This is a genomic window from Actinoplanes sp. NPDC049598, from assembly GCF_040675435.1.
In the GTDB taxonomy this organism is placed as follows: Bacteria; Actinomycetota; Actinomycetes; order Mycobacteriales; family Micromonosporaceae; genus Actinoplanes.
In genome coordinates this window covers 220538-241770 of sequence record NZ_JBFAOX010000013.1, presented here as the reverse complement: position 1 = coordinate 241770, position 21233 = coordinate 220538, and the positions used below count along the sequence as shown (strand labels likewise).

The following is a 21233-nucleotide window of genomic DNA, read 5'->3' as shown; positions in this document are numbered from 1 at the left end:
TCGCTGTCTACGGTTGATCACATGTCGAACCCCGCCGAAACCGCCGCCGCCGCGCTCGGCGTCCCGGCCGAGCTCCTGCGCCACGGTCCCGTCGCCAGCGTCGCGGAGGCGGCCCAGGCCCAGGGCGTCGAGATTCAGGACCTGGTCAAGACCCTGGTGGTACGCCGTCACGACGACGACTACGTTTTCGTGCTGGTCCCGGGCGACCGCTCCATCTCGTGGCCCAAGCTGCGCGCGCTGCTCGGCGTCAACCGGCTCTCGATGCCCGACGCCGCGACGGCCCTGGCCGCGACCGGCTACGAACGCGGCACCATCACCCCGTTCGGATCGGCCAAGCCGTGGCCGGTCATCGCCGACGAGCGCACCCGCGGCCGGACGATCAATCTGGGCGCCGGCGAGCGCGGGGTGGGCCTGCAGGTCCCGGCCGACGAGGCGGTGGCCGCGCTGGGCGGCCAGTTCGCCGATGTGACGGACGAGGCATCCTGACACCGCTGAGCCTCGGGTAGGTTGCTCCTCGTGACGAGCGAAGACCCGATCCAGCCCCACGTCCCCCCGTCCGGCACCGGCTGCGTCGAGTGCCTGGACGCCGGCGGATGGTGGTTCCACCTCCGTCGCTGTGCCCAGTGCGGCCACGTCGGCTGCTGTGACAGCTCCCCGAAGCAGCACGCGACCGCGCACTGGCGCGAGACCGGCCACCCGGTCGTCCAGTCCTTCGAGCCGGGCGAGGACTGGTTCTGGGACTACAGCACCGAGGAGGCCGGCAACGGGCCGCGGCTGGCCCCGGCCGACAGCCACCCGATCGACCAGCCGGCCCCCGGGCCCGCGGGCGCGGTCCCGGCCGACTGGAAGCACCACCTGAACCGCTGAGCTCTGCCGGGCCGCTCACCCCGTCCGGGCGACAATCGTGGGAACCGCCGCGCCGGCTCCACCGGCCGGATACGTTTCCTGGCCATGCGCTCTCTGCTGGTGATGGCCGTGCTCAGCATCGGTGTCGCCGCCCCGGCCGTGGCCTCCGACGGCAACTACTGCCCGAGCGAGGCGACCATTGTCGGCACCGCCGGCCCTGACAAGATCGTCGGGACGGCCGGGGCCGACATCATCTGCGGGCTCGGCGGCAACGACGTCGTCTACGGGCGCGAAGGGAACGACGACATCTACGGCGGGCCCGGCCGGGACATCGTCTGGGGCGAGACCGGCGACGACGACCTCAACGGCGGGACCGGCAACGACAGTCTCGCCGGCGGGGACGGCAAGGACACCATCCGAGGCTGCTACGTCGGCGCCTGCGGAACGGCCGCGGCCGAGGACGACGACAACATCTTCGGCGGCCCCGGCGCCGACGCCATGCAGGGCGGCCCCGGCAACGACGTGATGTACAGCGGGGGCAGCCCGGGCCAGGACATCATGTACGGCGATGCGGGCGACGACGCGCTGCTCGGCCAGGGCACGACCTACGGCGACACCTACTCCGGCGGGACGGGCAACGACATCCTCTATCCGCCGCCGGTGCGCACCTCGCCGCTCGGCAACCGGGCCTCCGGCGGTAGCGGCAACGACGTGATCATCCTGGCCAACTTCGCCATGGACGCGGCGACTCTCGGCGCGGCCCCGAACGTCCCGGTCGGGAACTGCAAGGTTGGCCTACCGCTGTCGGACGACCCACAGGAAGGCGACAAGACCAGTCTGAAGTGCACCCTGCCGTGGCCGTCGAAGATCAGCGCCCTGGCGAATGTCGTCTCGCTGAACGGCACCGTCGACTCGAACGGTGAGATCACCGCGGGCGCGTCGATGATCGGTGGCCTCGCGTCGTTCAAGGCGGTGAAGTGGACGGCGCTGGCGAAGTCGCAAGGCGCCCAGCCGGCCTGGAACGCCGACTTCTGCGTCTGCGACCCCAAGCTGAGCCCGCAGCTGCCCTACGACCTGATCCTTTGAGCGCCGCGGCCAAATAGGGATGCGACAGGGCCGGGCCCGCCTTACGGTGACGGGATGTCCGCCGACGCCGCGCGTGCCGCCGAAATGCTCAACCAACTCGCCAGCCCGCCGCGCCTCGCCGCCTACGCCGAGCTGGTCCGCCGCGGCAGCGAGGGCGCGACGATAGCCGAGCTCGCCTTCACCGTCGACCTGCCCGTGCAGAAGGCGGGCGAGACCCTGGCCCGGCTCGTCGGGGCCGGCCTGGCCACGGGCACCGGCAACGGCGTCTACCGCGCCGACCCCGGGGCCCTGCGCGAGGCCGCCGCCGCGGTCGACGCCCTGCAGCCGATCGCCCCGCTGCTGCGCGACTATCCCCAGCTGCGCGGCAACTTCGCCCACGGCCGGCTGACCAGCCTGCCGCCCACCCTGGGCGAACGCTACGAGCTGATCGGCGAGCTGTTCGCGCGTTACCTGGCCCTCGACGGCCTCTACGACGAGGACCACATCAACACCCGCCTGGCCCAGATCACCGACGACGTCGCCGGCGTCCGCCGCATGCTCGTCGACACCGGCTGGCTCGAACGCGACCGCGCCGGCACCACGTACGGCCCCGGCCGCCCCCTACCCGCCCAGCTCACCCCATGAGTAGAGGTACTCGTCGGCCGTCTCGCCGCAGAGCGTGAAGCGCAGCCGTTCGTAGAGCCGCCGCGCGCCGTCGTTGTCCTTGTCCACGTTGATGAACAACGGCCGGTGGTCGCGCCGCAGGCCGAGGATGATCGACGTGCCGATGCCCCGGCCCTGTACGGCCGGGACGAGCTGGATCCCGGCCAGCCGGACACCCCGCTCCTCGCGCACGGCCCGCAACCGGCCGACGATCTCCCCGCCCAGCAGCACCACCGACAGCACGTTGCCAGGGCTCGCCTCCTCGACGGTCCGCCGGCTCCACTCGGCGAAGCCGTCGCGCCACTCCGCCCGTTCCCGCTCGGTCATGGCGGGCAGGCGCCCCTGATGCTCGGTGGCCTCCAGAACGATCTCCGCGAGCCGCTCGGCATCCCCGGCCGTGGCCGGTCGGACGCTCACTCCTCGCAGGACCATGCCGACCTCCGCTCTAATGAGATGATGCAGCCCTCGGACATCCGCTTCACCGAACGGCTCCGCCTCGAACCGGTGACCGAACGGCACGCCGGCGATCTGCTGGCGCTCTACCAGGACCCGGCCGTGGCCGAATGGTACGGCGAATGGACCCCGGAGGCGATCGAGGCCGAGGTGGCCCGGATGGCCCGGCACTGGCGGGTCGACGGGGTCCACAAGTGGATGGCCTACCACCGCTCGACCGGCGAGCTGGTGGGCCGCGGCGGCCTGTCCCGGCAGCAGGTGGACGGCGTCTCGCGGCTCGAGGTCGGCTGGGTCCTGCACCGGCGATTCTGGGGCCAGGGCTACGCCACGGAGATCGGCCGGGCCGGCGTCGCCATGGCCTTCGACGAGCTGGCGGCGCCCGAGGTCGTCTCCTTCACCGAGGTGCACAACGCCCGCTCCCGAGCCGTCATGGAACGGCTCGGCTTCCGCCACACCAAGGACATCAGCGTCGAGGGGGAGCCGTTCGCCCTCTACGTGCTCGACTGACTCCGCGCGGCCCGCAAGGTGGTGGGTGTCGCGGGGTAGCGGGTGTCGTTGCGTCGCGGGATGGCGGTGTTCTAGGGCTCACGAGGTGGTGGGGAGCGGGCCGACGAGGGTGTCGATGAGCTCCTCGGCGGTGGTGCCGCCCCATTTCGGATCCTCGAGTTGGCGGGTCACCTCAAGGCCGGCGACGCCGGTGGCGCTGGCGATCATGGCCGGCACCGGCACTGCCGGCATGCGCGCTCTGGCCGCCGGCATGACCGCCGAGCAGGACACGCACTACGGCACCCTGATGCGTGCGCTGCCGGCCCACGCCGCCGCCTTCACCGCGGCCGGCGTCACCGCCGACGTGGCAGCCCGCACGATCGCCCGGGCCGTGACGGTCGGCCTTGGCTACCGCAAGGCGTCAGCGTTGGCGGGGAGCTGTTCGCCCTTTACCCGCTCGGCCGACTTTGCGTGCCGCTGCCTCGACGGCGGCGGCCGCGGCCAGCACGGCGGCCGTGCCCAGCGGGAGCGAAACGACATACCCGGCGGCGATCCAATGGCGTCTCATGATGACCTCCTGCCTCCAGCCAACGCCGCCGCGGGCGGTCCGGGCAGAGGCGTAAGGCCCTACAACCGCACGCGGAACGGGAGTGCACTGGAGGAGACGAGGCCATCATGTCCACAACAGAGATCACTCCGGTCCGCCGGGGCCGCCGGGAGGTCGGTGCCCATCTCATCACCCCGAGCGGTACGAGACACGTGCCCGCGGTCGACGTCACCGCCCTGGCGATGGCCGCCGCCGTGGCCGTCACCGGGATATCGATCGGCCTCGCCGTACCCCGTCGCCCCGCCGTGCGTGGGGGCCCTCTTGGGGTTGGGTCCGCGTCGGTGCCCGCTGGAAGTCACCTTGGCGATCTGCGTTTCCGATGGCTCGTCGACGTGGGGCGGCCGGCCCGTGATCGGCAGTGTGCTTGCTAGCGTTCCGGCATGGCGGTGGATGAGCGCGGCAGGCGAATCAGCGGGCTGGTCTTCGCGGCGGTGACCGGGGCGCTCAGCGGGGCCGCCCTCGCCGGGCGGCGGGGCCGGCGGGCGGCAGTGCTCGGTGGCCTCGCCGGGGCCGCCGCGCTGGCCGGGACCGAGGCGGTGTCGCGGGCGCGCCAGCGGCCGGGCGAGGTTCCCGCCTGGTGGTCGCGGGTGGTGATGAGCGGGGCCCTCGCGGCTCAGGCGGGCTGGGTCGGTGGGCGGCTCATCAAGGCCGGGCCGCTGGCGGTGGGGGTTGCGGCCGGTTCGGTGGCCGGGGCGCTCGGGTTGCGGCCGCAGAAGGTGGTGCTGGGGCCGGTCGTCGGGGCTGCTGTGGGTGCGGTCTGGCGGCGGGTGGGCGGTCGTGATGCGTCGTCGGCTGCTGTGGCGGCGAGTGCGGTTGTCGGGTACCGGGCGGTGGCTGCCCTGCTGTTCCGCGATCCGCAGGTCGGGCTGTTGGCGGAGCGGGCGCGGGCCGAGGATCTGCCGTTCGTGGTTCCGCTCGAGGCGCGCGGCGGCTATGTCGGCACCGACTATGTGCGGGAGCTGGCCGGGGTGCTCGGTGGTAAGTACGAGCCGGACGCGGCCGACGTGGGTATCGTGGCCTCGCTCGACGACCTGGCCGGGCCGGAGTTCGATCCGGCGGGCGTGGATCCGCTGGTGCGGGAGTTCTACGAGCACACGACCCGTTTCCGGCTCGACATCGTGCCCGAGTGGCGGCTCTGGGTGCGGCCCGGCTATCTGCTGTACCGCACGCTGGTCGCGCGCCGCCTGGGGCAGGCCAACGTGCCGATGAATCAGCGGGAGACCCAGCGCGGCGTCCGCAGCCGGATCGACACCATCACCCCGGAGGGTCAGGACCTGGTGGGCGTACGGGGGTGGATCCGCTCCTTCGCCGACACGGACGAGCCGATCTACGTGGGCGTCTACACCACGTACCGGCACGACGGCCGGGGTTATGTCAGCGTCGGGTTCCCCGTGCCGCAGGGCAACTTCACGGCGACGTTGGCGCCGGAGCCGCGTACCGGTAATGGTCTGGTCCTCACCAGCCGCAGCCGGCTCCCGCACCCCGGCCACTACCTGTCGTACATCGATCCCGAGACCCGCGACCTGACCACCCTGGCCGTCCACGGCTTCGCCGAGCAGCTCGACGTGTTCGCCGAGGACGGCCAGTTGCGGGCCGACCACGCGTTCTCGCTCTACGGTTTCCCGTTCCTGGTCCTGCGCTACACGATCTTCCGGAAGTAGAGCGCCGCCCCGGCGAGCGCGGGAACGGCCGTGGCGGCGAAGCACACGGGCAGCGGAACCCGTCCGATCAGCAGGCCGATCCCGGCCGCGCCGAGCGAGTTGGCCAGGTTGTAGCCGCTGTTCACCCACGCCCCGGCCCGTACTCGTGCCTCGGGCGCCGCGGCCTCGTCGGCGATCAGGTAGGCGGTGGTCAGCGCCGGCGACAGGAACACGCCGGTCACACCCACGAGCGCCGCCAGTGCCCACAGGTTCCCGGCCAGGCCGGCCGCCGCGAGCGTCACCCCGAGCGCGAGCGCCAGCAGCGGCAACCGCACTTGACCGGACGCCCGCCACCGGATCGTGCCGTAGATCAGCCCACCGGCGACGCTGCCGACGGCCAGCGCGGCCTCGAGCCAGGCGACCGCCGCGAGATGCCGCTCCCGGTCGGCGAAAGCGACGAGCAGCAGACTCAGCGCACCGAGACCGATCCCGACCGACGCCGCCACCAGGACCGGCCGGAACCCGACCCGGGCGGCCCCGACCGGTTCGGCCTCGCGCTGTTGCTTCCGGACCACCGGCGCGGTGGCCAGCAGCAGGCTTCCGAGCAGGACGAGCCCGGCGCTGACGGCCACCCCCAGCGCCGGATCGGCCACTGCGGCGAACACCCCGGCCAGCAGCGGCCCCGTGACGTACAGCAGCTCCTCACAGACCGTGTCCAGCGAGAAGGCCCGCCGTCGCAGCTCTTCGCCGCTCACCAGCTCGGTCCACAAGGCCCGCATGACGGGCCCGAGCGGCGGGGTCAGGCCGCCGGCGGCCACGGCCAGGATCAACAGCCGGCCGTACGCCGGTCCGGGCCGGACGGTGACCGCGGCGATCACGCCGAGCGCCAGGGCGTACCCGGCCGCCATCGGGGCGAGCGCCCGCCGCAGCCCGTGCCGGTCGATGAGCCGGGCCCGCAGCGGCGACAGGAGCGAGCTGGTCAGGCCGAACAGCGCCGTGAAGGTTCCGGCCATCGCGTACGACCCGGTGGCGTGCGTGACCGCCAGCACGAGCGACAGGAAGACGATTCCGTAGGAGAGCCGCCCGATCAGGGCGGCGCCGAAGGTTCGCGCCACGTTCGGGGCGCGCAGGACAGCGACGTACGAAGGCATGGTTGTTCCTCGGACGAGTGAGCGACAGGGCAGCGAAGAGCCGCGGTCGCCTACGCACAGAGGAACGTCATGCCCGAGATCCTAACCCGGCCTTCTGTCCGGCCCTCGGGACGGCGATGGCACGATCGTCGGGTGACTACGGGGTTGGACGGCATCCGCGAGACGATCACTTCGGCGCCGCTGCGGGAGCTGATCGAAGTGTTCGGCGGCCGGCTGCCCGACGCCGCGACGGGTGACCTGCTGGCCTGGCTGGACGATTTCTCCGGCGAGCACTGGGATTTCCGTCGCGGGCGCGTGGAGCGTCACCTGATGGGCCCGGCCGATCTGGGCGCGATCCCGCCCGCCGTCATCTCGCGGGCGGCAACGGCTCTCGGCCTGACCGGCACCCGCGCTCCGGCTCGGGCCGATTACAGCCACCTGCTGATCCTCGGCGGCCTCGGTGCCACCTGCCTCCAGCGCGCCGAGCACGCCGCCGGACTGTGGCGCTCCGGCCGCGTCGGCTCGCCCCGGGTCACCGGGCTCGGCAGTTTCCGCCCGCTGCACGAGGCCGAGCTGACCGTGCCCGCCCTGACCGGCTGCCGCTACGAGGTCGACGCCATGCGAGTCGGCGTGCGCGACAGCTTCGGCCTCGCCGACCCGGTCGAGCACCGCGGCCCCACCGGCCCGGTCACCCACCAATCCTGGTCGATCACCACGTTCGAGCCGCCGTCCGTCCAGGTGATGGCCGCCCCGTCGGCCGAACCGGCCACGCGCCGCGCCGACACCTCCGACACCTACCGCTTCTGGGCGCGGCACAACAGCCCTGGGCCGGACGACACCATCTTGATCGTGACCTCGCCGATCTACGTGCCGTTCCAGCACGCCGACGCGCTCCGGCTGCTCACCCTCCCGTACGGCTGCACGGTCGACACCGTCGGCCTCGACACCGGGCAGGCCATCGCCCCCGAGCGCTATCTGCAGGAGATCCGCTCCACCGTGCGTTCCCTGCGCAGACTCCACGCTGTCATCGGCTAGTGGGGCGATATCGCAGAACGACCGCCCCCGAGCGGAGCTCCTGGCGGTCCACGAGCTCGAGCTGGATGTGCTCGCGCAGCCCGGCGAGCAGCGTCGGCTCGTGCCCGGCCAGGACCGGCTGCACCACGAACGCGTACTCGTCGATCAGCCCCAGATCGGCCAGGGCCAGGGGGAGCGTCACGCCACCCACGAACAGGCCCTCACCCGGCTCGTCCTTGAGCTGCTGAACCGCTTTGGCCAGGTCGCCCCGCAGCAGCTCGGCGTTCCAGTCGGCCCCGCTCAGCGTGCTCGACACGACGTGCTTGGGCGCCCGGTCGATGGTCTCGGCGAACGGGACCTGCCACTCGGCCATCCACTCCGGCCACGCCCCCGTGGCCGGCCGCCGCCACGCCGATTCCATCATCTCGTAGGTGACCCGGCCGAACAGCAGGGCATCGGCGCGGGCCATCTCATCGGCCCAGTAGCGCATCGACTCCTCGTCGGGCGCGACCCCTGCCTCGTGATGACAGCAGCCGTCGAGGGTGACGTTGATGGAGTATCGCAGTGGTCTCATATCGTCGTTCTCCCGCTCTCCGGTCCAACCCTTGACGTCACGGCGGCAGCATCCGGCAAGCGACCGGCGGCCAGCAGAGCATCGAGCTCGCCGAGCAGCACCTCGAGGTCAGCCGGGCCGGCCAGGTCGTAGTGCTTGCTGACGACCCGCTCGTCGTCGAGGCGGACCGCATCGAGCTCCGCCTCGCCGCTGACCCAGACCAGCAGGTGACCCGTCCAGGTCGCCGACTCGAACTCACCGGCCACCATCGGCTTGCCGTGATTCGGCGTGACCGGGCGAACCCGCCACCCGACACCCAGCCGCGCCCACGCGCCGGCCCGCGCCGCCACGGCCGGCCCCAGCGCCTCGACCGGAAAGTCCACCCCCGGCACTATCGCACGGCCCCGGCCAGCCATTGCGCGTGCTCGCGCATGCGGGAACGATCGTCGGCGAACCAGCCCTCCCACGGATCGTCCAGGCTCCTCCAGGCAGCGGGCTGGCCCGGCTCGGGCACCAGCACAGCCGCCGGGTCGGCGATGGCCACGTACGACACGCTCAACGTCGCCGGCCGGCCGGGCTTGAAGGAACGCACGAACGCCGCGGCCGGCTTGTCGAGGAGCTCAGCGTCCACTCCGGTCTCCTCCCTCAACTCACGACGGGCCGCCACCCGGGGCGTCTCCCCGGGCTCGACCTTGCCGCCGGGCGGGACCCAGCCCCGCCACGGATGGAACACCAGCAGGACCTGGGCCAGGGCCGGGTCGAACACCCAGACGTCGGCCCCCAGCGGATCCGCCGGGCCGGCGCCGCCGGCATCCACCCAGCCGGCGACGTCGTCACACCCGGCCCGGGCCGCGCCGGCGTCGGCCAGCGCGGCCGCCAGCGATCGCCGCTGCAACTCCCCATGACTCATGGCTCCAACCTAGTGAGGGGGTACGACATTCTGGACCGGGCGGCGAAGCGGCTGCTCCGAGACGATGACGGCCAGGACGATGAGGGCGCCGCCGGCCAGCGAGCCGGCCGTCAGGCGCTCGCCGGCCAGGCGGCCGATCAGGGCGGCCCAGACCGGCTCGCCGGCGTAGATGACGGTGGCCCGGGTCGGGGCGACGGAGCGCTGGGCCCAGTTCATCGTGACCTGGATGACGGCGCTGGCCACGCCGAGGGCGCCGACGATGGCGGCCAGCGTCCACGAGGGCGCCGGCATCGGCTCGCCGGCCACCGGGCGTACGGCCAGGGCCAGCAGAGCGCACACCGCAAGCTGGACGACGGTGACCCGGCGGGCGTCGACGCGGCCGGCGAAGCGGCCGATGAGCAGGATCTCGGCGGCGATGGCGACGGTGCCGACCAGGGTGATCACCTCGCCCGGGCCCAGCCGCAGGCCCGCGGTCGTGGCGCCGGTGAGCAGCAGCAGGCCGGTGAAGGCGCAGCCGATCCCGGCCGACGCGCCGGCGCTGGGGGAGCGCCGGGTCAGCGCCCACAGCCCGAGGGGCACCAGCGGCACGTACAGGGCGGTGAGGAAGGCCGAGGTGGAGCTGGGGATCGACTGCAGGCCAACGGTCTGCAGCCCATACCCCGCGGTCAGCGCCACCCCGACCAGCGAGCCCACCGCCAGTTCGCGCCGGGTGAGCCCGCGCAGGGCGCGCGGGGACAGCGCCGCGAGCGCGAAGGCGGTGAGGGGGATCTGCCCAACATCGAGCTCGCCCGCCGGCTGCGGCTCTCCCCGGCGGCCACCCTCCGGCGGGTGCAGCGCTTGCGCGCCGAGGGTGTCATCACGGGCGTACGGGCCCTGGTCGACCCGGAGAAGGCGGGCGCCCGGGTCGAGGCGTTCGTGCTCGTGGCCCTCACCGAGCACTCCGACGAGGGTGACGCCCGCTTCGCCGAGGCCCTGGCCGGCATCCCCGCGGTGCTGCGGGCCGACGCGGTCACCGGGCCCGAGGACGTCCTGCTGCACATCGCCGCCGCCGACGCCCGGGAGCTGCAGCAGGTGCTTCGCTCGCTGACCCGGGTCGGCGCGCGCCGCCTGACCACGCTGCTGCGGCTCGAGTCGGTCAAGGCGCCGTCGCCGGTTCCCACCACCCGCGGCTGAGCGGCCCTATCCTCGGCGGATGGCCCGCTACGTCATCGACGCCCCGACCCTGCTGCACCTCGTCGACACCTCGTCGACGGTCCATTCCGGACACCAGCTGGTCGCGCCCAACGTCATCCGGTCCGAGGCCCTGCAACTGCTGCTCACGGACGTACGGCAGGGCAAGCGCACCGATCCCGCCGCCCGGGACACCCACCGCCTGATCACCGAGCTGAAGATCCGCCTGCTCGGCGACCGGATGTCCCGCGGCGTCGCCTGGCGGATCGCCCGCGAGCAGGACTGGGACACCCTGCGCGACGCCGAGTACCTCGCCGTGACCCGCCTGCAGGCCGACGCCCTCGTCACGATCGACCCCCGCCTGGCCGCCCGGGCGGAAAGCCTGGTGCCCACCGCCCCTCTCAAGGTCCTGCTCGACGCCGCATAGCCGCCTTCACTAGCGTCAGAGCATGGAGGTCGAGACGCTCCTGCTGCGGATCGGGACGACGGTGGCCACGGTGGGTGGGAAGGCCCTGGTCGCCGGGCGCCGGTCGGCGGCGGAGCGGCGGGTCGCCGGGAACGGCGGTCGGCCACCGAACGGCGGATGGACCTGCTGGAGCTGGCCGGGGCCCGGGGGCTGAGGGCCGTGCCGCAGCGGCGGCTGCGCCGGCAGATGGAGGAGCTGGCGGAGGTCGTCGCCGATCGGCTCCAGCCGGTCGTCGACGCCGAGATGACGACGATGCCGTCGGCCGACCGCAACGCCGCTGGACGGGGTGGCGGCGGCGCTGGAGGCGACCGAGTTCACCGACGACGTGCTGTTCGCGGCCGACGTCGACGAGGCCGGGCTGATGGCGCCGGTCGCCCCCGCGGCCGGGCGGCAGATGGCCCGGATGGAGTTGAGCGCGGCCGGTGAGTTGTTCTTCGACCGTGAGCGGCCTGCTCGCCCGGCTCCCCGCCCTGCGACGGCTGGAACTGGCGAACGTCGCCCGGCTGGAGGACACGGCCCGGCTGGGTGAACGCCATTCGTCCCTGTCATCGCTCACGCTGGCCTGGTGCACGGTCGGGGACTGGGAGCCGCTGGTCTCTCTGGGCGGCCTGCGGGAGCTGGCGCTGCTCGGCAACAACGACCTGCCCGACGTCGAGATCCTCAAGGAGATGCGCAGCCTGAAGAAGGTCCGCGTCGAAGGCCTGAGCCACCATCTGGGTCCGGAAGCGCAGAACTTCGTCGCGAAGCTGGAGGGCTCGGGCGTCAGACCGCGAGCCGGAACAGCTGCCGCAGCTCGCTCAGATGCACCAGCTTGGCCACGGCGAGATAGACGGCGGCGCCGGTCGGGGCGGCCGCGCCGAGCGTGATCAGCGCCGGCCCGCTGAGGGGCAGCACCAGGGCGACGGCGGCCAGGCCGGCGAGACCTGCGGCCACCGCGACCTTGGCGTGGGTGCGGAGCAGCCGGTGCCCGTCCAGGCGGCCCAGGCGGCGGCGCAGGATCAGCGCCGAGGCGACCAGGCCGGCGGTGTAGGCGATCGCGTACGCGAAAGGGACGCCGACCACGACGTACGCCCGCGGGAGAGCCCAGCCCGCGGCCAGGCAGCCGAGGACGCCGACCAGGGTGACGCCGGTGGTGATCAGGGCGGGCGTCCGCGTGTCCTGCAGGGCGTAGAAGCCGCGCTGAAGAATGGCGTAGGCCGTGAACGGGACCAGGGCCACGCCGAACGCGGCGATGACCAGGCCCAGCAGGGTGACCGCGGACGGCGAGCTGTTGCCGTGGGCGAACAGCAGGGTGGCGATCTGCGGGCCGAGCACCAGCATGGCGGCGGCGATCGGGGCCAGGGCGGCCACGGCCAGCCGGATGGCCCGCGACAGATCCTCGGTGACCTGGTGGTGGGCGCGGCGGGCGGCGTTGCGGGACAGCCTCGGCAGGATGGCCGTCATCACCGACAGCGCGATCACCGCGTACGGCATCTGGAAGACCGCCAAAGCGTTCTGGTAGGCGCTGACCCCGCCCGGGCCACTCAGCGACGCCGCCCGGGTGGCCACGGCCAGCAGCGCCTGCGCGGCGGCCACCGACAGCAGGACCCAGCCGCCGAGGCGGGCGATCCGCCGCAGGCCGATGCCGCGCGGGTCGAGCCGCGGGCGCAGCGGGAAGCCGCTACGGGACAGGGCCCACAGCACCACGGCCATCTGAGCGAGGACGCCCGCGGTCGTGCCCACGACCAGCAGGGTGAACGACGGCACGGCCAGGTACATGAGCCCGGCGACGATGACGACCAGGCTGTTGGCCAGCGGCGCCCAGGCGGGAGCGGCGAAGCGGCCGCGGGTGCTGAGGACGGCGCCGGCGACGGCGCTCACCCCGTAGAAGAGGATCTGCGGCAGGAAGAAGCGCGCGAACGAGACGGCGAGGGAACGCTGGGCCTCCGAGAAGCCAGGGGTGTAGAGCGACACGAGCCACGGCGCCAGGACCAGGGCGGCCACGGTGATGGCGCTCAGGGCGTACAAGATCAGCGTCAGCAGCCGCTGGGCGTAGGAGAAGGACGGGAAACGGGCCAGCAGCGGCACGACCACGCTGGCCATGGCGCCACCCACGACGAGCTCGAAGACGGCGTTGGGCAGAGTGTTCGCGACGTTGTAGGCGTCGAGCACCGCGCTGCCCAGACCGAGGGCGGACGCCACCACCAGAACCCGCGCGAAACCGGCAGCGCGCGACACCAGCGTGGCGATCGCCATGCCACGGCCGGCCTGCCCGGGAGAAGTCACCCCGCCGAGGATAAACGCCGGCCGCACGCGGGTATGGAAACCCGGCATGGCACTGCCGATCGAGGACTACGCGATCATCGCCGACACGCAGACGGCCGCGCTGGTCGGGCGGAACGGGACGATCGACTGGCTGTGCGTGCCGCGCTTCGACTCCGGGGCGATCTTCGCCGCGCTGCTCGGCGACGAGGAGAACGGGCACTGGAGCATCGCGCCCGCCGGTGAGGCCACGGTCAAGCGGCGCTACGTCGAGGACACGCTGGTGCTGGAGACCGAGTTCGAGACCGCGGACGGGCTGGTGCGCCTCACCGATTTCATGCCGCCCCGGGACAACCAGGCCCCCTCGGTGGTCCGCATCGTGACCGGTGTCCGGGGCCGCGTCGACATGACGATGGTGCTTCGGCTGCGCTTCGATTACGGCCACGTGGTGCCGTGGGTCTACCAGGAGCAGGGCGACCTGGTCGCGGTGGCCGGCCCGGACGCGGCCTGGCTGCGCACGCCGGTCGAGACGCGCGGCGAGAACATGGCCACCCGGGCCGAGTTCACCGTCGGGCCGGGTGACAGCGTGCCATTCGTGCTGACCTGGCGCCCGTCGCATCTGCCGCCGCCCGAGCCGGTCGACCCGGTCAAGGAGCTCGGCGTCACCGAGGGTTACTGGCGGGGCTGGGTCTCCGCGTGCACCTACGACGGCGAGTGGCGCGAGGCCGTCGTACGCTCGCTGTTGACCCTCAAGGCCTTGACGTACGCCCCCACCGGCGGCATCGTCGCCGCCGCGACCACCTCCCTGCCGGAGAAGCTGGGCGGCGTCCGGAACTGGGATTACCGCTTCTGCTGGCTGCGCGACGCCACCATCACCCTGCAGGCGCTGCTCTTCTCCGGCTTCCAGAGCGAGGCCACGGCATGGCGCAAATGGCTGCTGCGGGCCATCGCCGGCAACCCGGCCGAGCTGCAGATCATGTACGGGGTGGCGGGTGAGCGGCGCCTCGACGAGTACGTGGCCGACTGGCTCACCGGATACGACGGCAACCCCGTGCGGATCGGCAACGCGGCCGCCGAGCAGTTCCAGCTCGACGTCTACGGCGAGGTGATGGACGCGCTGCACCAGGGCCGGCGCGCGGGCCTGAAGGCCGAGGACCCGGCGTGGGGTCTGCAGTGCAAGCTGATGGAGTTCGTCGAACAGCACTGGCGCGATCCGGACGAGGGCATCTGGGAGGTGCGCGGCGGCTCGAAGCAGTTCGTGCACTCGAAACTCATGGCGTGGGTGGCGGCCGACCGCGCGGTCAAGGCGATCGACGATTTCGGCCTGCCGGGGCCGCGGGAACGCTGGATCAAGCTGCGGGACGAGATTCATGACGAGATTCTGGCCAAGGGGTACGACAAGAAACGGCGCACCTTCACCCAGTACTACGGCTCCGAGGAACTCGACGCCGCGCTCCTCATGGTCCCGCTGGTCGGTTTCCTGCCCGCCGACGACGAACGGGTGACCGGCACGGTCGCCGCGATCGAGGAACACCTGCTGGTCGACGGCTTCGTGCAGCGCTACACCCAGCATCCCGGCACCGACGTCGACGGCCTCCCGCCGGGCGAGGGCGCCTTCCTGGCCTGCACGTTCTGGCTGGCCGACAACTACGCCCTGATGGGCCGGCACGACGAGGCCCGCGAGACCTTCGAGCGCCTGCTGGCCCTGCGCAACGACGTCGGCCTGCTCTCCGAGGAGTACGACACCGACGCGGGCCGCCTGGTCGGCAACTTCCCCCAGGCGTTCAGCCACGTCCCCCTGATCGACACGGCCCGCACGTTGTCGGCCGCGCTCGCCCCCACGGAGGCGCGTGTCAAGGAGGGCCTCAAATGACCGTCATTGATCGACCGTGAAGATGACCGATCGGCCGCCCTCGGCGGCGCGTTGGTAGAAGTCGCGAACCTCGGCCAGATACGACCACGTGTACGCGAAATCCTCGTCGCTGAGGACACCCTGGTAGTCGTCCGGGTCGATCCGGTCGTAGCGCTCGCGCAGCCAACTCTCGGAGATGGGCTCGAGCGCGGCCGCCACCGCCGGGACCTGGTCGGCGAGCACGTGGGCCACGATGTAGTCCTCACCCTCGTGATGGTGAGCACCGCCGAGCAGGGCCAGCTCCAGCGGGCCGCCGGTGCGCCGGCCCAGTTGCAGCGTGCCGTCGCTCAGGCAGCGGTGCATCGCGTCCCACGACTTGTCCACCTCGCACAGCCAGGCAGCCTCCCACGCCTGCTCCACCTCGTCGACGAACTCCACGACCTCGTCGTCGTCCCGCGTGGCGACGAGCATGGCATCCTGCGCCCCGGTCAAGGCGAACAACACTCCACGGCAACCCATGGTGAAGAGTATTGCGGAGGGGTCTCTGTTCACCGGACCGATCCCAGATCCTCAGACGTCCCCGGAGATTACACCTGGGTCCTCATCTCGTCGCAGTTTCGTCCCAGGCAGCGGCCGTCCCCGTAGCGCGCCGCTCCACAAGCGCCCACGGAACCCGGAAGACGGAGAAGGGCAGCGGCGTGAGTTCTCGGGTCCGTCGACCTCGGACATGGTCCGCCAGGGCGCGCCTACGGTCCCAGATGCTGTAGCTCGAATGTTCATCACGACTTGCCTGATATTCGGACGATATGCAGGTCTTATCCCGAATATAGCATCGAAGTTCATTAAAATGGGAGCTGTTCACGATCTTCGGTCCCGGCAGAGCCGTGACCGATGGTCCCGGGGTCGAATCAACCTGATCGCGTGTTGGCATTATCGGCATCTGGCTATATGTACGGAACGGCTTCTCACCTCAAGTTCGGGCTGCGACGATCCTCACCTGGGCGGTGTAGCCGGCAAGCCGGCATCCGAACGTCAAGGAGGAGTCGTGACGAGTAGGGCTGATCTGGAGAGCAAGGGCGCTACCTGCGAACAAGTTGCCCTGGACTTCGTGATATGCACAGAGGCGAACGGGAAAGTCTGGTGGTGTTCGAACGGCGGAAAGGACTGCATCGAGGAGCCTAAGAGCCACCCGGTGCAAAATGGCCCCCGTGGGCGGATAATGCCGCGTTGGACGCGATGGACACGGTTTACGCGAGTGACAAGTTCGGAAGGACCATTGTGACCATCCGACTCTTTGCCGTGCCGAAGAAATTGAGGGGGGGCTCCTAGGGCACCCCGCCGTAAGTTGGGCCGGGAGTGAGCCGGATATGCGTGCGACCAGGCCGTCAGCGGTTGGTCAGGCTGAAGTGCATGTAGTCCTTCAAGGAGCGCCAATACCCGCCCCAGTGATATCCGTTCCCGAGGAAGGCTCGGGCGGCGCCCTCGGGGTGGAGCATGCCGATCAGGTAGCGGTTGCGGTTCAGGTAGTAGGCGCTGTTGGCGGGGGAGATGCTGGTGCCGCGGATCATCGGGTTCTGGAACGGGTTGATGTCGATGGCGACGCCGGAGGCGTGTTCGGAGAAGACCTTGGTGCCGCCGACGTTGCGGCAGCTGTAGGCGGCGGTGACGGTGGCCATGTTGGTCTGGGTGGGGTTGTTGACGCGCATCGGGGCCATGCCGTGGATGCGGAAGCGCCAGTTGTAGAGGGTGTGGAAGATCTGCTGGACCCGGGGGGCGGCGTCGGCGCGGACGACGATGCTGCCGTCGTGGTGGGCGCCGGTGAAGTCGATGTACGAGACCCAGACCTTGCGCAGGCTCGTCGGCAGGACGGGGCAGCGGCGCAGCGGGTTCCAGTTGACCATGCCGGGGGTGACGGTCTCGATGTGCGTGCGGAACGGTGGGAGCAGCACCGGCGGCGGGCTCAACCGCATCACCCCGTCGACCTGCACCGTGGTGTCGATCGGGAGCTGGTTCCAGCGGGCCAGCGTCGCTTTGGTGTAGCCGTACATGTGGGCGATGCCGGCCAGCGTGTCGCCGGGGCGGACCACGTGCCAGGCGGGGGCGGCGGCCGCGGGGCGGGCGACGACAGCGCATATCAGGGCCACAAGAAGGGCCACGAGAGCGGCCAGGGATCTCTTCAGCACGGTTTCCGACCGTACGAAGAGATCCCGGCGGGCCGCAGGGAAACGTGAAAAAAGGGTCAGGCGAGGGCGACGGGGCTGGGTTGCAGGGTCACCTTGACCGGGGCGCCGGCGGGCAGCGTGGGCAGGCGGTCGCTGGCGACCTGGGCCACCACGAGGACGTCGCCCACCATCACGGTGACTTTGCTGATCGGTCCCAGGAAACTGCTGGTCACGACGCGGCCGGGGCCGTCGGGGTCCGGCTCGACCGTGACCGACTCCGGGCGTACCAGCGCAGTTGCGTCCTTTGATCCGGACGGCGCGATCAGCGGGAGCCGGGTGCCCAGAACCTCGATCTCGTCGCCGGTGACGGTGCCGGGCAGGCGGTTGGAGAGGCCGACGAACTCGGCCACGAAGGCCGAGGCCGGGGCCTGGTAGATCTCGGCCGGCGGGGCGAGCTGCTCGAGCCTGCCGGCCCGCATGACACCGACCCGGTCGGCCACGGCGAGCGCCTCCTCCTGGTCGTGGGTGACGAAGAGCGTGGTCGTGCCGACCTCGGTCTGGATGCGGCGGATCTCGTCGCGCAGCTGCACCCGGACCTTGGCGTCGAGGGCGGAGAGCGGCTCGTCGAGCAGCAGCACGCGCGGCTCGATGGCCAGCGCGCGGGCCAGGGCGACGCGCTGCTGCTGCCCGCCGGAGAGCTGATGCGGGAAGCGATCGGCGTGCGTCCCGAGGCCGACCAGGTCGAGCATGTCGCCGGCCCTTGAGGCGGCCTTGACCCGGCCGCGCAGCTTCAGGCCGAAGCGCACGTTGTCCACAACAGACAAGTGCGGAAACAGGCTGTACGCCTGGAAAACCATGCCCATGTCGCGCTTGTTGGCCGGCAGCGGGGTGATGTCCTGACCGTCGACCAGGACCTGGCCACTGTCCGCGTCCTCAAGGCCGGCCAGCACCCGCAGCGCGGTCGTCTTGCCACAGCCGGACGGCCCGAGCAGCGCGATGAACTCGCCCGGCGCGATCGACAGGTCCAGATCGTCCAGAGCGTGCACGGAGCCGAACGTCCGGCGCAGACCCTTGAGATGTACGGCGACGCCGGTCATGCGGCGGACTCCTTGGTGACAGTGGACGAGACGGCGGGGGAGGCGGCCTTTCGCTTCCGCTCGCCGACCAGGGACAGGAGCAGGAGCAGGACGAACGCGAGCAGCAGGGCCGTGAGCGACACGGCGACCGACATCGTGGCGCTGCTCTTGCCCAGGAACGCGATGGCGACCTGCAGGTTGGTCCGGTTCAGCAGCGACGCGATCGTGTACTCGCCGAGCACCAGCGCCACGGTCAGGAACGCCGCCGACAGCACCGCCGAGCGGATGTTCGGCAGCACGACCTTCCCCATCACGGTCGCCCAGCCCGAGCCCATGCTGCGCGCGGCCTCGGCCAGCGTCTTGACGTCGATGGCGGACAGGCCGGCGTCGATGGCGCGATAGGCATAGGGCAGGACCAGGACGGTGTACGCAAAAACGAGCGTGACCGAGGACCCGCCCAGGAAGTAGTTGACCCAGGCGTAGACCGGCGCCAGCCCCACGACCAGGACGATCGCCGGAATGGTGAGCGGCAGCAGGCAAAGAAACTCGACCAGGCGGCGGACCCGGGGCAGCCGCAGCCGTACCCACACCGCGGTCGGCACGAGCAGCACCAGCATCAGCACCGCGGTGAGCGCGGCCTGCAGCAGCGAGGCCAGGATGCCGTCGGCCAGATCCGGGTAGGTGGCGCTCAGCTCCGGCCAGTCGGCCAGCAGCGGCCATGTTCGCGAGTCGCGGGTGGAGAACTCCACCATCGCGGCCAGCGGCAGCAGGAAGAACACGCCGAGCACGACCAGCACGGCCCAGCGGAAGATCCGCTGTTTGCGGGCCCGGCGGGCGATCACCCCAGCCATTTCGCCGTCCTCTTCTGCAGCAGCGTGTAGAGGCCCATCACGACCGACACCACGATGACCATGCCGAGCGCCATGGCCTTGCCCAGGTTGGCCTGGCCCAGGACGACCTCGCTGGTCAGGGCGCTGCGGATCTGCAGCGGGACGATCGGGTTGCCCTGGCTGACCAGGGCGGCCGCGGTCGCGTAGGCCGAGAAGGCGTTGGCGAACAGCAACAACGCGGAACCGAGGAAGGCCGGCCCGAGCAGCGGCCCGGCGACCTTGGTCCAGTACTGCCACGTGGTGCCGCCGAGGCCCTCGGTCGCCTCGCGCCACTGCGGGCGGATGCCGTCGAGCGCGGGCAGGAAGACGATCACCATGAGCGGGATCTGGAAATACGTGTAGACCAGCGTGAGCCCGGGCAGCTCGAACAGCCAGACGCCGCCGGAGTAGATGTCGACCCCAAGGTGATCTTGGAAGAAGGTCGTCACGAATCCGGACAAGCCGATGGTGGCCAGGAAGGCGAACGCCAGCGTGACGCCGCCGAACTGAGCGAGCACGCCCGCCGCCGCGGTCACGGTGCGGCGCAGAATGCCGTCCGAACGGGCGGTGACCAGGGCGTACGCCAGCACGGCGCCCAGCACCGCGCCGACCAGGGCGCTGATCGCCGACAGCAGGATGCTCCGGCCGAAGGCGTCCAGGATGTACGCGTCACCCAGCGCCTTGATGTTCTCGAGGGTGGCGCCGCCGTCGTTGCTCGCGAACGCGCCGATCACCACGACCAGCGTCGGGATGATCAGGAAGATCGTCACGTACGCGAAGAACGGCAGCGTGCCCAGCAGGGCGGTGCCCCGCAGGCGCGGCCGGGTGGCCACACGCTGCGGGGCGGCCGCGACGAGATCAGCCAATGGCCTTGGCCCAGCTCGCGGTGAGCGTCGCCTTGGCCTTGGTGTTCTGGGCCTCGGTGGGGACGACCGGGGTGCCCTCGATCGTCGGGAGCGCCTCGTACAGGGTCTTGTCGATGGTGCCGGCCTTCTGCATGGCCTCGGCCCGGACCGGGCGGGCGCCGCCCTTGAGCCACAGGTTCTGGCCCTCGTCGGAGTAGAGGAACTCCTGCCACAGGCGGGCGGCGGCCGGGTGCGGGGCGTCCTTGTTGATCGCCTGCACGTAGTACGAGCCCAGGACCGCGCCGTTCGGGACGTACGTCTTCCAGGTCTTGACCTTGGCCGCCTGGGCGGCGTTCAGGTAGTCCCAGTCGAAGACGACCGGGGTCTGGCCCGACTCGATGGTGGCCGGGGTCGGGTCGACCGGCAGGAAGTTGCCGGCCTTCTTGAGCTTGCCGAAGAACTCCACGCCGGCCGCGATGTCGTCGGCCGAGCCGCCGTTGGCCAGGGCGGCCATCTGCACGCCGCCGAACGCGGAACCGGCCTGGGTCGGGTCGCCGTTGAGTGCCACCTTGCCCTTGTATTCGGGCTTGAGCAGGTCGGCCACGCTGGCCGGGGCCGGGACCTTGGCGCTGTCGTAGCCGATCGACATGTAGCCGCCGTAGTCGTTCGTCCAGGCGCCGCCCGCGTCCTTCAGGTTGTCCGGCACGTCGGCCCAGGTGCTGACCTTGTACGGGGCGAACAGCGCGGTGTTGGCCGAGGCGACCGAGCCGCCCAGGTCGAACACGTCGGGCGCCTTGTCCTGGCCCTTGAGCTGGTTGGCCGCGTTGATCTCGTCCTGGCTGGCCGCGTCGGGCTGGGCCGAGTTCACCTTGATGCCGTACTTGTCGCCGAACGCCTTGATGATTTCGCCGTAGTTGGCCCAGTCCGGCGGCAGCGCGATGACGTTGAGCTGCCCCTCCTTCTTGGCCGCCTCGACGAGCGCGTCCATTCCGCCGAGGTCGGCGGCGCTGGCCGCGGTGGCCGCGCTGCTCGAGGCGGACGCGCTCTTCTTCTCGGGCGGGGAGCAGGCCGCGATCGCGGCAATCGTGGTGGCCGCCAGCGTGACGGCGACCGAGCGCTTGAATGTACGCACCGTTTTCCCTCTCTGCGCACACCGTGTCGCCGGTGCACGCCGGGTGATCATGA

General features: G+C 71.4%; 26 protein-coding genes. 11 read left to right on the top strand and 15 right to left on the bottom strand.

Features of this window, described 5'->3' with window-relative positions:
* Nucleotides 1-21: 21 nt before the first annotated feature.
* From AB0J66_RS28860 to AB0J66_RS28845, 4 genes are all read left to right on the top strand, one after another.
* Nucleotides 22-486 (top strand): YbaK/EbsC family protein, encoded by a 465-nt coding sequence (locus tag AB0J66_RS28860; protein WP_364666960.1) that lies wholly within the window; start codon nt 22-24, stop codon nt 484-486.
* A gap of 30 nt (nt 487-516) precedes the next feature.
* Nucleotides 517-867 carry a UBP-type zinc finger domain-containing protein gene (locus AB0J66_RS28855; protein WP_364666958.1) on the top strand — a complete coding sequence of 117 codons (351 nt, stop codon included), beginning with the start codon at nt 517-519 and terminating at the stop codon, nt 865-867.
* A gap of 84 nt (nt 868-951) precedes the next feature.
* Nucleotides 952-1932, top strand: a complete 981-nt coding sequence (locus tag AB0J66_RS28850) for a calcium-binding protein (RefSeq protein WP_364666956.1) — start codon at nt 952-954, stop codon at nt 1930-1932.
* 54 nt (nt 1933-1986) lie between these two features.
* The gene (locus AB0J66_RS28845) at nt 1987-2556 is read left to right on the top strand and encodes a DUF2087 domain-containing protein (RefSeq protein WP_364666954.1); all 570 of its coding nucleotides are present in this window, start codon (nt 1987-1989) and stop codon (nt 2554-2556) included.
* Here AB0J66_RS28845 and AB0J66_RS28840 read toward each other — a convergent pair.
* The gene (locus tag AB0J66_RS28840) at nt 2533-3006 is read right to left on the bottom strand and encodes a GNAT family N-acetyltransferase (RefSeq protein WP_364666951.1); all 474 of its coding nucleotides are present in this window, start codon (nt 3004-3006) and stop codon (nt 2533-2535) included. The genes AB0J66_RS28845 and AB0J66_RS28840 overlap by 24 nt on opposite strands.
* A 24-nt stretch (nt 3007-3030) precedes the next feature.
* On the opposite strand from AB0J66_RS28840, the gene AB0J66_RS28835 reads away from it, so the two are divergent.
* Nucleotides 3031-3534 (top strand): GNAT family N-acetyltransferase, encoded by a 504-nt coding sequence (locus tag AB0J66_RS28835; RefSeq protein WP_364666948.1) that lies wholly within the window; start codon nt 3031-3033, stop codon nt 3532-3534.
* Nucleotides 3535-3612: 78 nt separating this feature from the next.
* Here the strand turns inward: AB0J66_RS28835 and AB0J66_RS28830 are convergent, their stop codons facing one another.
* Nucleotides 3613-3765 carry a hypothetical protein gene (locus AB0J66_RS28830; protein ID WP_364666945.1) on the bottom strand — a complete coding sequence of 51 codons (153 nt, stop codon included), beginning with the start codon at nt 3763-3765 and terminating at the stop codon, nt 3613-3615.
* A 735-nt stretch (nt 3766-4500) separates the two neighbouring features.
* Here AB0J66_RS28830 and AB0J66_RS28825 point away from each other — a divergent pair.
* Nucleotides 4501-5781 (top strand): hypothetical protein, encoded by a 1281-nt coding sequence (locus tag AB0J66_RS28825; protein WP_364666943.1) that lies wholly within the window; start codon nt 4501-4503, stop codon nt 5779-5781.
* On the opposite strand, the gene AB0J66_RS28820 is transcribed toward AB0J66_RS28825, so the two are convergent.
* On the bottom strand, nt 5760-6911 hold the full coding sequence (locus tag AB0J66_RS28820; RefSeq protein WP_364666940.1) for an MFS transporter: 1152 nt from the start codon (nt 6909-6911) through the stop codon (nt 5760-5762). The two genes, AB0J66_RS28825 and AB0J66_RS28820, sit on opposite strands and share 22 nt — an antisense overlap.
* Nucleotides 6912-7043: 132 nt before the next feature.
* Between AB0J66_RS28820 and AB0J66_RS28815 the strand changes: the two genes are divergently transcribed.
* Nucleotides 7044-7925 carry a hypothetical protein gene (locus AB0J66_RS28815; protein WP_364666938.1) on the top strand — a complete coding sequence of 294 codons (882 nt, stop codon included), beginning with the start codon at nt 7044-7046 and terminating at the stop codon, nt 7923-7925.
* Here the strand turns inward: AB0J66_RS28815 and AB0J66_RS28810 are convergent.
* The 4 genes from AB0J66_RS28810 to AB0J66_RS28795 are packed head-to-tail and all read right to left on the bottom strand — an operon-like array spanning nt 7915 to nt 10060.
* Entirely contained in the window at nt 7915-8478 is a 564-nt protein-coding gene (locus tag AB0J66_RS28810; RefSeq protein ID WP_364666936.1) for a dihydrofolate reductase family protein, read from the bottom strand. The two genes, AB0J66_RS28815 and AB0J66_RS28810, sit on opposite strands and share 11 nt — an antisense overlap.
* The gene (locus AB0J66_RS28805) at nt 8475-8840 is read right to left on the bottom strand and encodes a hypothetical protein (RefSeq protein WP_364666934.1); all 366 of its coding nucleotides are present in this window, start codon (nt 8838-8840) and stop codon (nt 8475-8477) included. Before AB0J66_RS28805 ends, AB0J66_RS28810 begins: the two co-directional genes overlap by 4 nt.
* An 8-nt stretch (nt 8841-8848) precedes the next feature.
* Nucleotides 8849-9367: an NUDIX hydrolase gene (locus AB0J66_RS28800; protein ID WP_364666932.1), complete on the bottom strand. Its 519-nt coding sequence runs from the start codon at nt 9365-9367 to the stop codon at nt 8849-8851.
* A gap of 9 nt (nt 9368-9376) precedes the next feature.
* Nucleotides 9377-10060 carry a DMT family transporter gene (locus AB0J66_RS28795; RefSeq protein WP_364667093.1) on the bottom strand — a complete coding sequence of 228 codons (684 nt, stop codon included), beginning with the start codon at nt 10058-10060 and terminating at the stop codon, nt 9377-9379.
* On the opposite strand from AB0J66_RS28795, the gene AB0J66_RS28790 reads away from it, so the two are divergent.
* Nucleotides 9998-10540: an Lrp/AsnC family transcriptional regulator gene (locus AB0J66_RS28790; protein ID WP_364667091.1), complete on the top strand. Its 543-nt coding sequence runs from the start codon at nt 9998-10000 to the stop codon at nt 10538-10540. The genes AB0J66_RS28795 and AB0J66_RS28790 overlap by 63 nt on opposite strands.
* Before the next feature lie 19 nt (nt 10541-10559).
* Nucleotides 10560-10964 carry a hypothetical protein gene (locus tag AB0J66_RS28785; protein WP_364666929.1) on the top strand — a complete coding sequence of 135 codons (405 nt, stop codon included), beginning with the start codon at nt 10560-10562 and terminating at the stop codon, nt 10962-10964.
* 15 nt (nt 10965-10979) lie between these two features.
* Here AB0J66_RS28785 and AB0J66_RS28780 read toward each other — a convergent pair whose 3' ends face one another.
* A complete protein-coding gene (locus AB0J66_RS28780) occupies nt 10980-11321 on the bottom strand; it encodes a hypothetical protein (protein ID WP_364666926.1) in 342 nt (113 codons plus the stop codon).
* 122 nt (nt 11322-11443) lie between these two features.
* Here AB0J66_RS28780 and AB0J66_RS28775 point away from each other — a divergent pair, with 122 nt between their 5' ends.
* A complete protein-coding gene (locus AB0J66_RS28775; RefSeq protein WP_364666924.1) occupies nt 11444-11869 on the top strand; it encodes a hypothetical protein in 426 nt (141 codons plus the stop codon).
* Here the strand turns inward: AB0J66_RS28775 and murJ are convergent.
* Nucleotides 11766-13238, bottom strand: coding sequence for a murein biosynthesis integral membrane protein MurJ (murJ, locus tag AB0J66_RS28770; protein ID WP_364667088.1), 1473 nt, complete (start codon nt 13236-13238; stop codon nt 11766-11768). The two genes, AB0J66_RS28775 and murJ, sit on opposite strands and share 104 nt — an antisense overlap.
* On the opposite strand from murJ, the gene AB0J66_RS28765 reads away from it, so the two are divergent.
* Nucleotides 13237-15117: a glycoside hydrolase family 15 protein gene (locus tag AB0J66_RS28765; RefSeq protein ID WP_364666922.1), complete on the top strand. Its 1881-nt coding sequence runs from the start codon at nt 13237-13239 to the stop codon at nt 15115-15117. The genes murJ and AB0J66_RS28765 overlap by 2 nt on opposite strands.
* 3 nt (nt 15118-15120) lie before the next feature.
* Here the strand turns inward: AB0J66_RS28765 and AB0J66_RS28760 are convergent, their stop codons facing one another.
* The 6 genes from AB0J66_RS28760 to AB0J66_RS28735 all read right to left on the bottom strand — a co-directional run bounded on the left by AB0J66_RS28760 (nt 15121) and on the right by AB0J66_RS28735 (nt 21180).
* Nucleotides 15121-15615 (bottom strand): DUF1877 family protein, encoded by a 495-nt coding sequence (locus tag AB0J66_RS28760; RefSeq protein WP_364666919.1) that lies wholly within the window; start codon nt 15613-15615, stop codon nt 15121-15123.
* Between the two features lie 866 nt (nt 15616-16481).
* Complete coding sequence (locus AB0J66_RS28755; RefSeq protein ID WP_364666916.1) at nt 16482-17279, bottom strand: M15 family metallopeptidase; 798 nt, start codon at nt 17277-17279, stop codon at nt 16482-16484.
* 56 nt (nt 17280-17335) lie between these two features.
* A complete protein-coding gene (locus AB0J66_RS28750; protein WP_364666913.1) occupies nt 17336-18355 on the bottom strand; it encodes an ABC transporter ATP-binding protein in 1020 nt (339 codons plus the stop codon).
* Nucleotides 18352-19185: an ABC transporter permease subunit gene (locus tag AB0J66_RS28745; protein ID WP_364666910.1), complete on the bottom strand. Its 834-nt coding sequence runs from the start codon at nt 19183-19185 to the stop codon at nt 18352-18354. The genes AB0J66_RS28750 and AB0J66_RS28745 overlap by 4 nt, the downstream gene beginning before the upstream one ends.
* Nucleotides 19173-20069 (bottom strand): ABC transporter permease subunit, encoded by an 897-nt coding sequence (locus AB0J66_RS28740; RefSeq protein ID WP_364666907.1) that lies wholly within the window; start codon nt 20067-20069, stop codon nt 19173-19175. Before AB0J66_RS28740 ends, AB0J66_RS28745 begins: the two co-directional genes overlap by 13 nt.
* On the bottom strand, nt 20062-21180 hold the full coding sequence (locus AB0J66_RS28735; protein ID WP_364666905.1) for an ABC transporter substrate-binding protein: 1119 nt from the start codon (nt 21178-21180) through the stop codon (nt 20062-20064). The genes AB0J66_RS28740 and AB0J66_RS28735 overlap by 8 nt, the downstream gene beginning before the upstream one ends.
* Nucleotides 21181-21233: the final 53 nt, after the last annotated feature.

What these genes read in the sequence shown, in the direction of transcription:
- murJ (WP_364667088.1), bottom strand. Translation starts at nt 13,238, where the DNA reads ATGGCGATCGCCACGCTGGTGTCGCGCGCTGCCGGTTTCGCGCGGGTT.
- AB0J66_RS28850 (WP_364666956.1), top strand. Translation starts at nt 952, where the DNA reads ATGCGCTCTCTGCTGGTGATGGCCGTGCTCAGCATCGGTGTCGCCGCC.
- AB0J66_RS28860 (WP_364666960.1), top strand. Translation starts at nt 22, where the DNA reads ATGTCGAACCCCGCCGAAACCGCCGCCGCCGCGCTCGGCGTCCCGGCC.
- AB0J66_RS28785 (WP_364666929.1), top strand. Translation starts at nt 10,560, where the DNA reads ATGGCCCGCTACGTCATCGACGCCCCGACCCTGCTGCACCTCGTCGAC.
- AB0J66_RS28845 (WP_364666954.1), top strand. Translation starts at nt 1,987, where the DNA reads ATGTCCGCCGACGCCGCGCGTGCCGCCGAAATGCTCAACCAACTCGCC.
- AB0J66_RS28750 (WP_364666913.1), bottom strand. Translation starts at nt 18,355, where the DNA reads ATGACCGGCGTCGCCGTACATCTCAAGGGTCTGCGCCGGACGTTCGGC.
- AB0J66_RS28830 (WP_364666945.1), bottom strand. Translation starts at nt 3,765, where the DNA reads ATGCCGGCAGTGCCGGTGCCGGCCATGATCGCCAGCGCCACCGGCGTC.
- AB0J66_RS28765 (WP_364666922.1), top strand. Translation starts at nt 13,237, where the DNA reads ATGCCACGGCCGGCCTGCCCGGGAGAAGTCACCCCGCCGAGGATAAAC.
- AB0J66_RS28820 (WP_364666940.1), bottom strand. Translation starts at nt 6,911, where the DNA reads ATGCCTTCGTACGTCGCTGTCCTGCGCGCCCCGAACGTGGCGCGAACC.
- AB0J66_RS28835 (WP_364666948.1), top strand. Translation starts at nt 3,031, where the DNA reads ATGCAGCCCTCGGACATCCGCTTCACCGAACGGCTCCGCCTCGAACCG.
- AB0J66_RS28800 (WP_364666932.1), bottom strand. Translation starts at nt 9,367, where the DNA reads ATGAGTCATGGGGAGTTGCAGCGGCGATCGCTGGCGGCCGCGCTGGCC.
- AB0J66_RS28840 (WP_364666951.1), bottom strand. Translation starts at nt 3,006, where the DNA reads ATGGTCCTGCGAGGAGTGAGCGTCCGACCGGCCACGGCCGGGGATGCC.
- AB0J66_RS28810 (WP_364666936.1), bottom strand. Translation starts at nt 8,478, where the DNA reads ATGAGACCACTGCGATACTCCATCAACGTCACCCTCGACGGCTGCTGT.
- AB0J66_RS28760 (WP_364666919.1), bottom strand. Translation starts at nt 15,615, where the DNA reads ATGGGTTGCCGTGGAGTGTTGTTCGCCTTGACCGGGGCGCAGGATGCC.
- AB0J66_RS28825 (WP_364666943.1), top strand. Translation starts at nt 4,501, where the DNA reads ATGGCGGTGGATGAGCGCGGCAGGCGAATCAGCGGGCTGGTCTTCGCG.
- AB0J66_RS28745 (WP_364666910.1), bottom strand. Translation starts at nt 19,185, where the DNA reads ATGGCTGGGGTGATCGCCCGCCGGGCCCGCAAACAGCGGATCTTCCGC.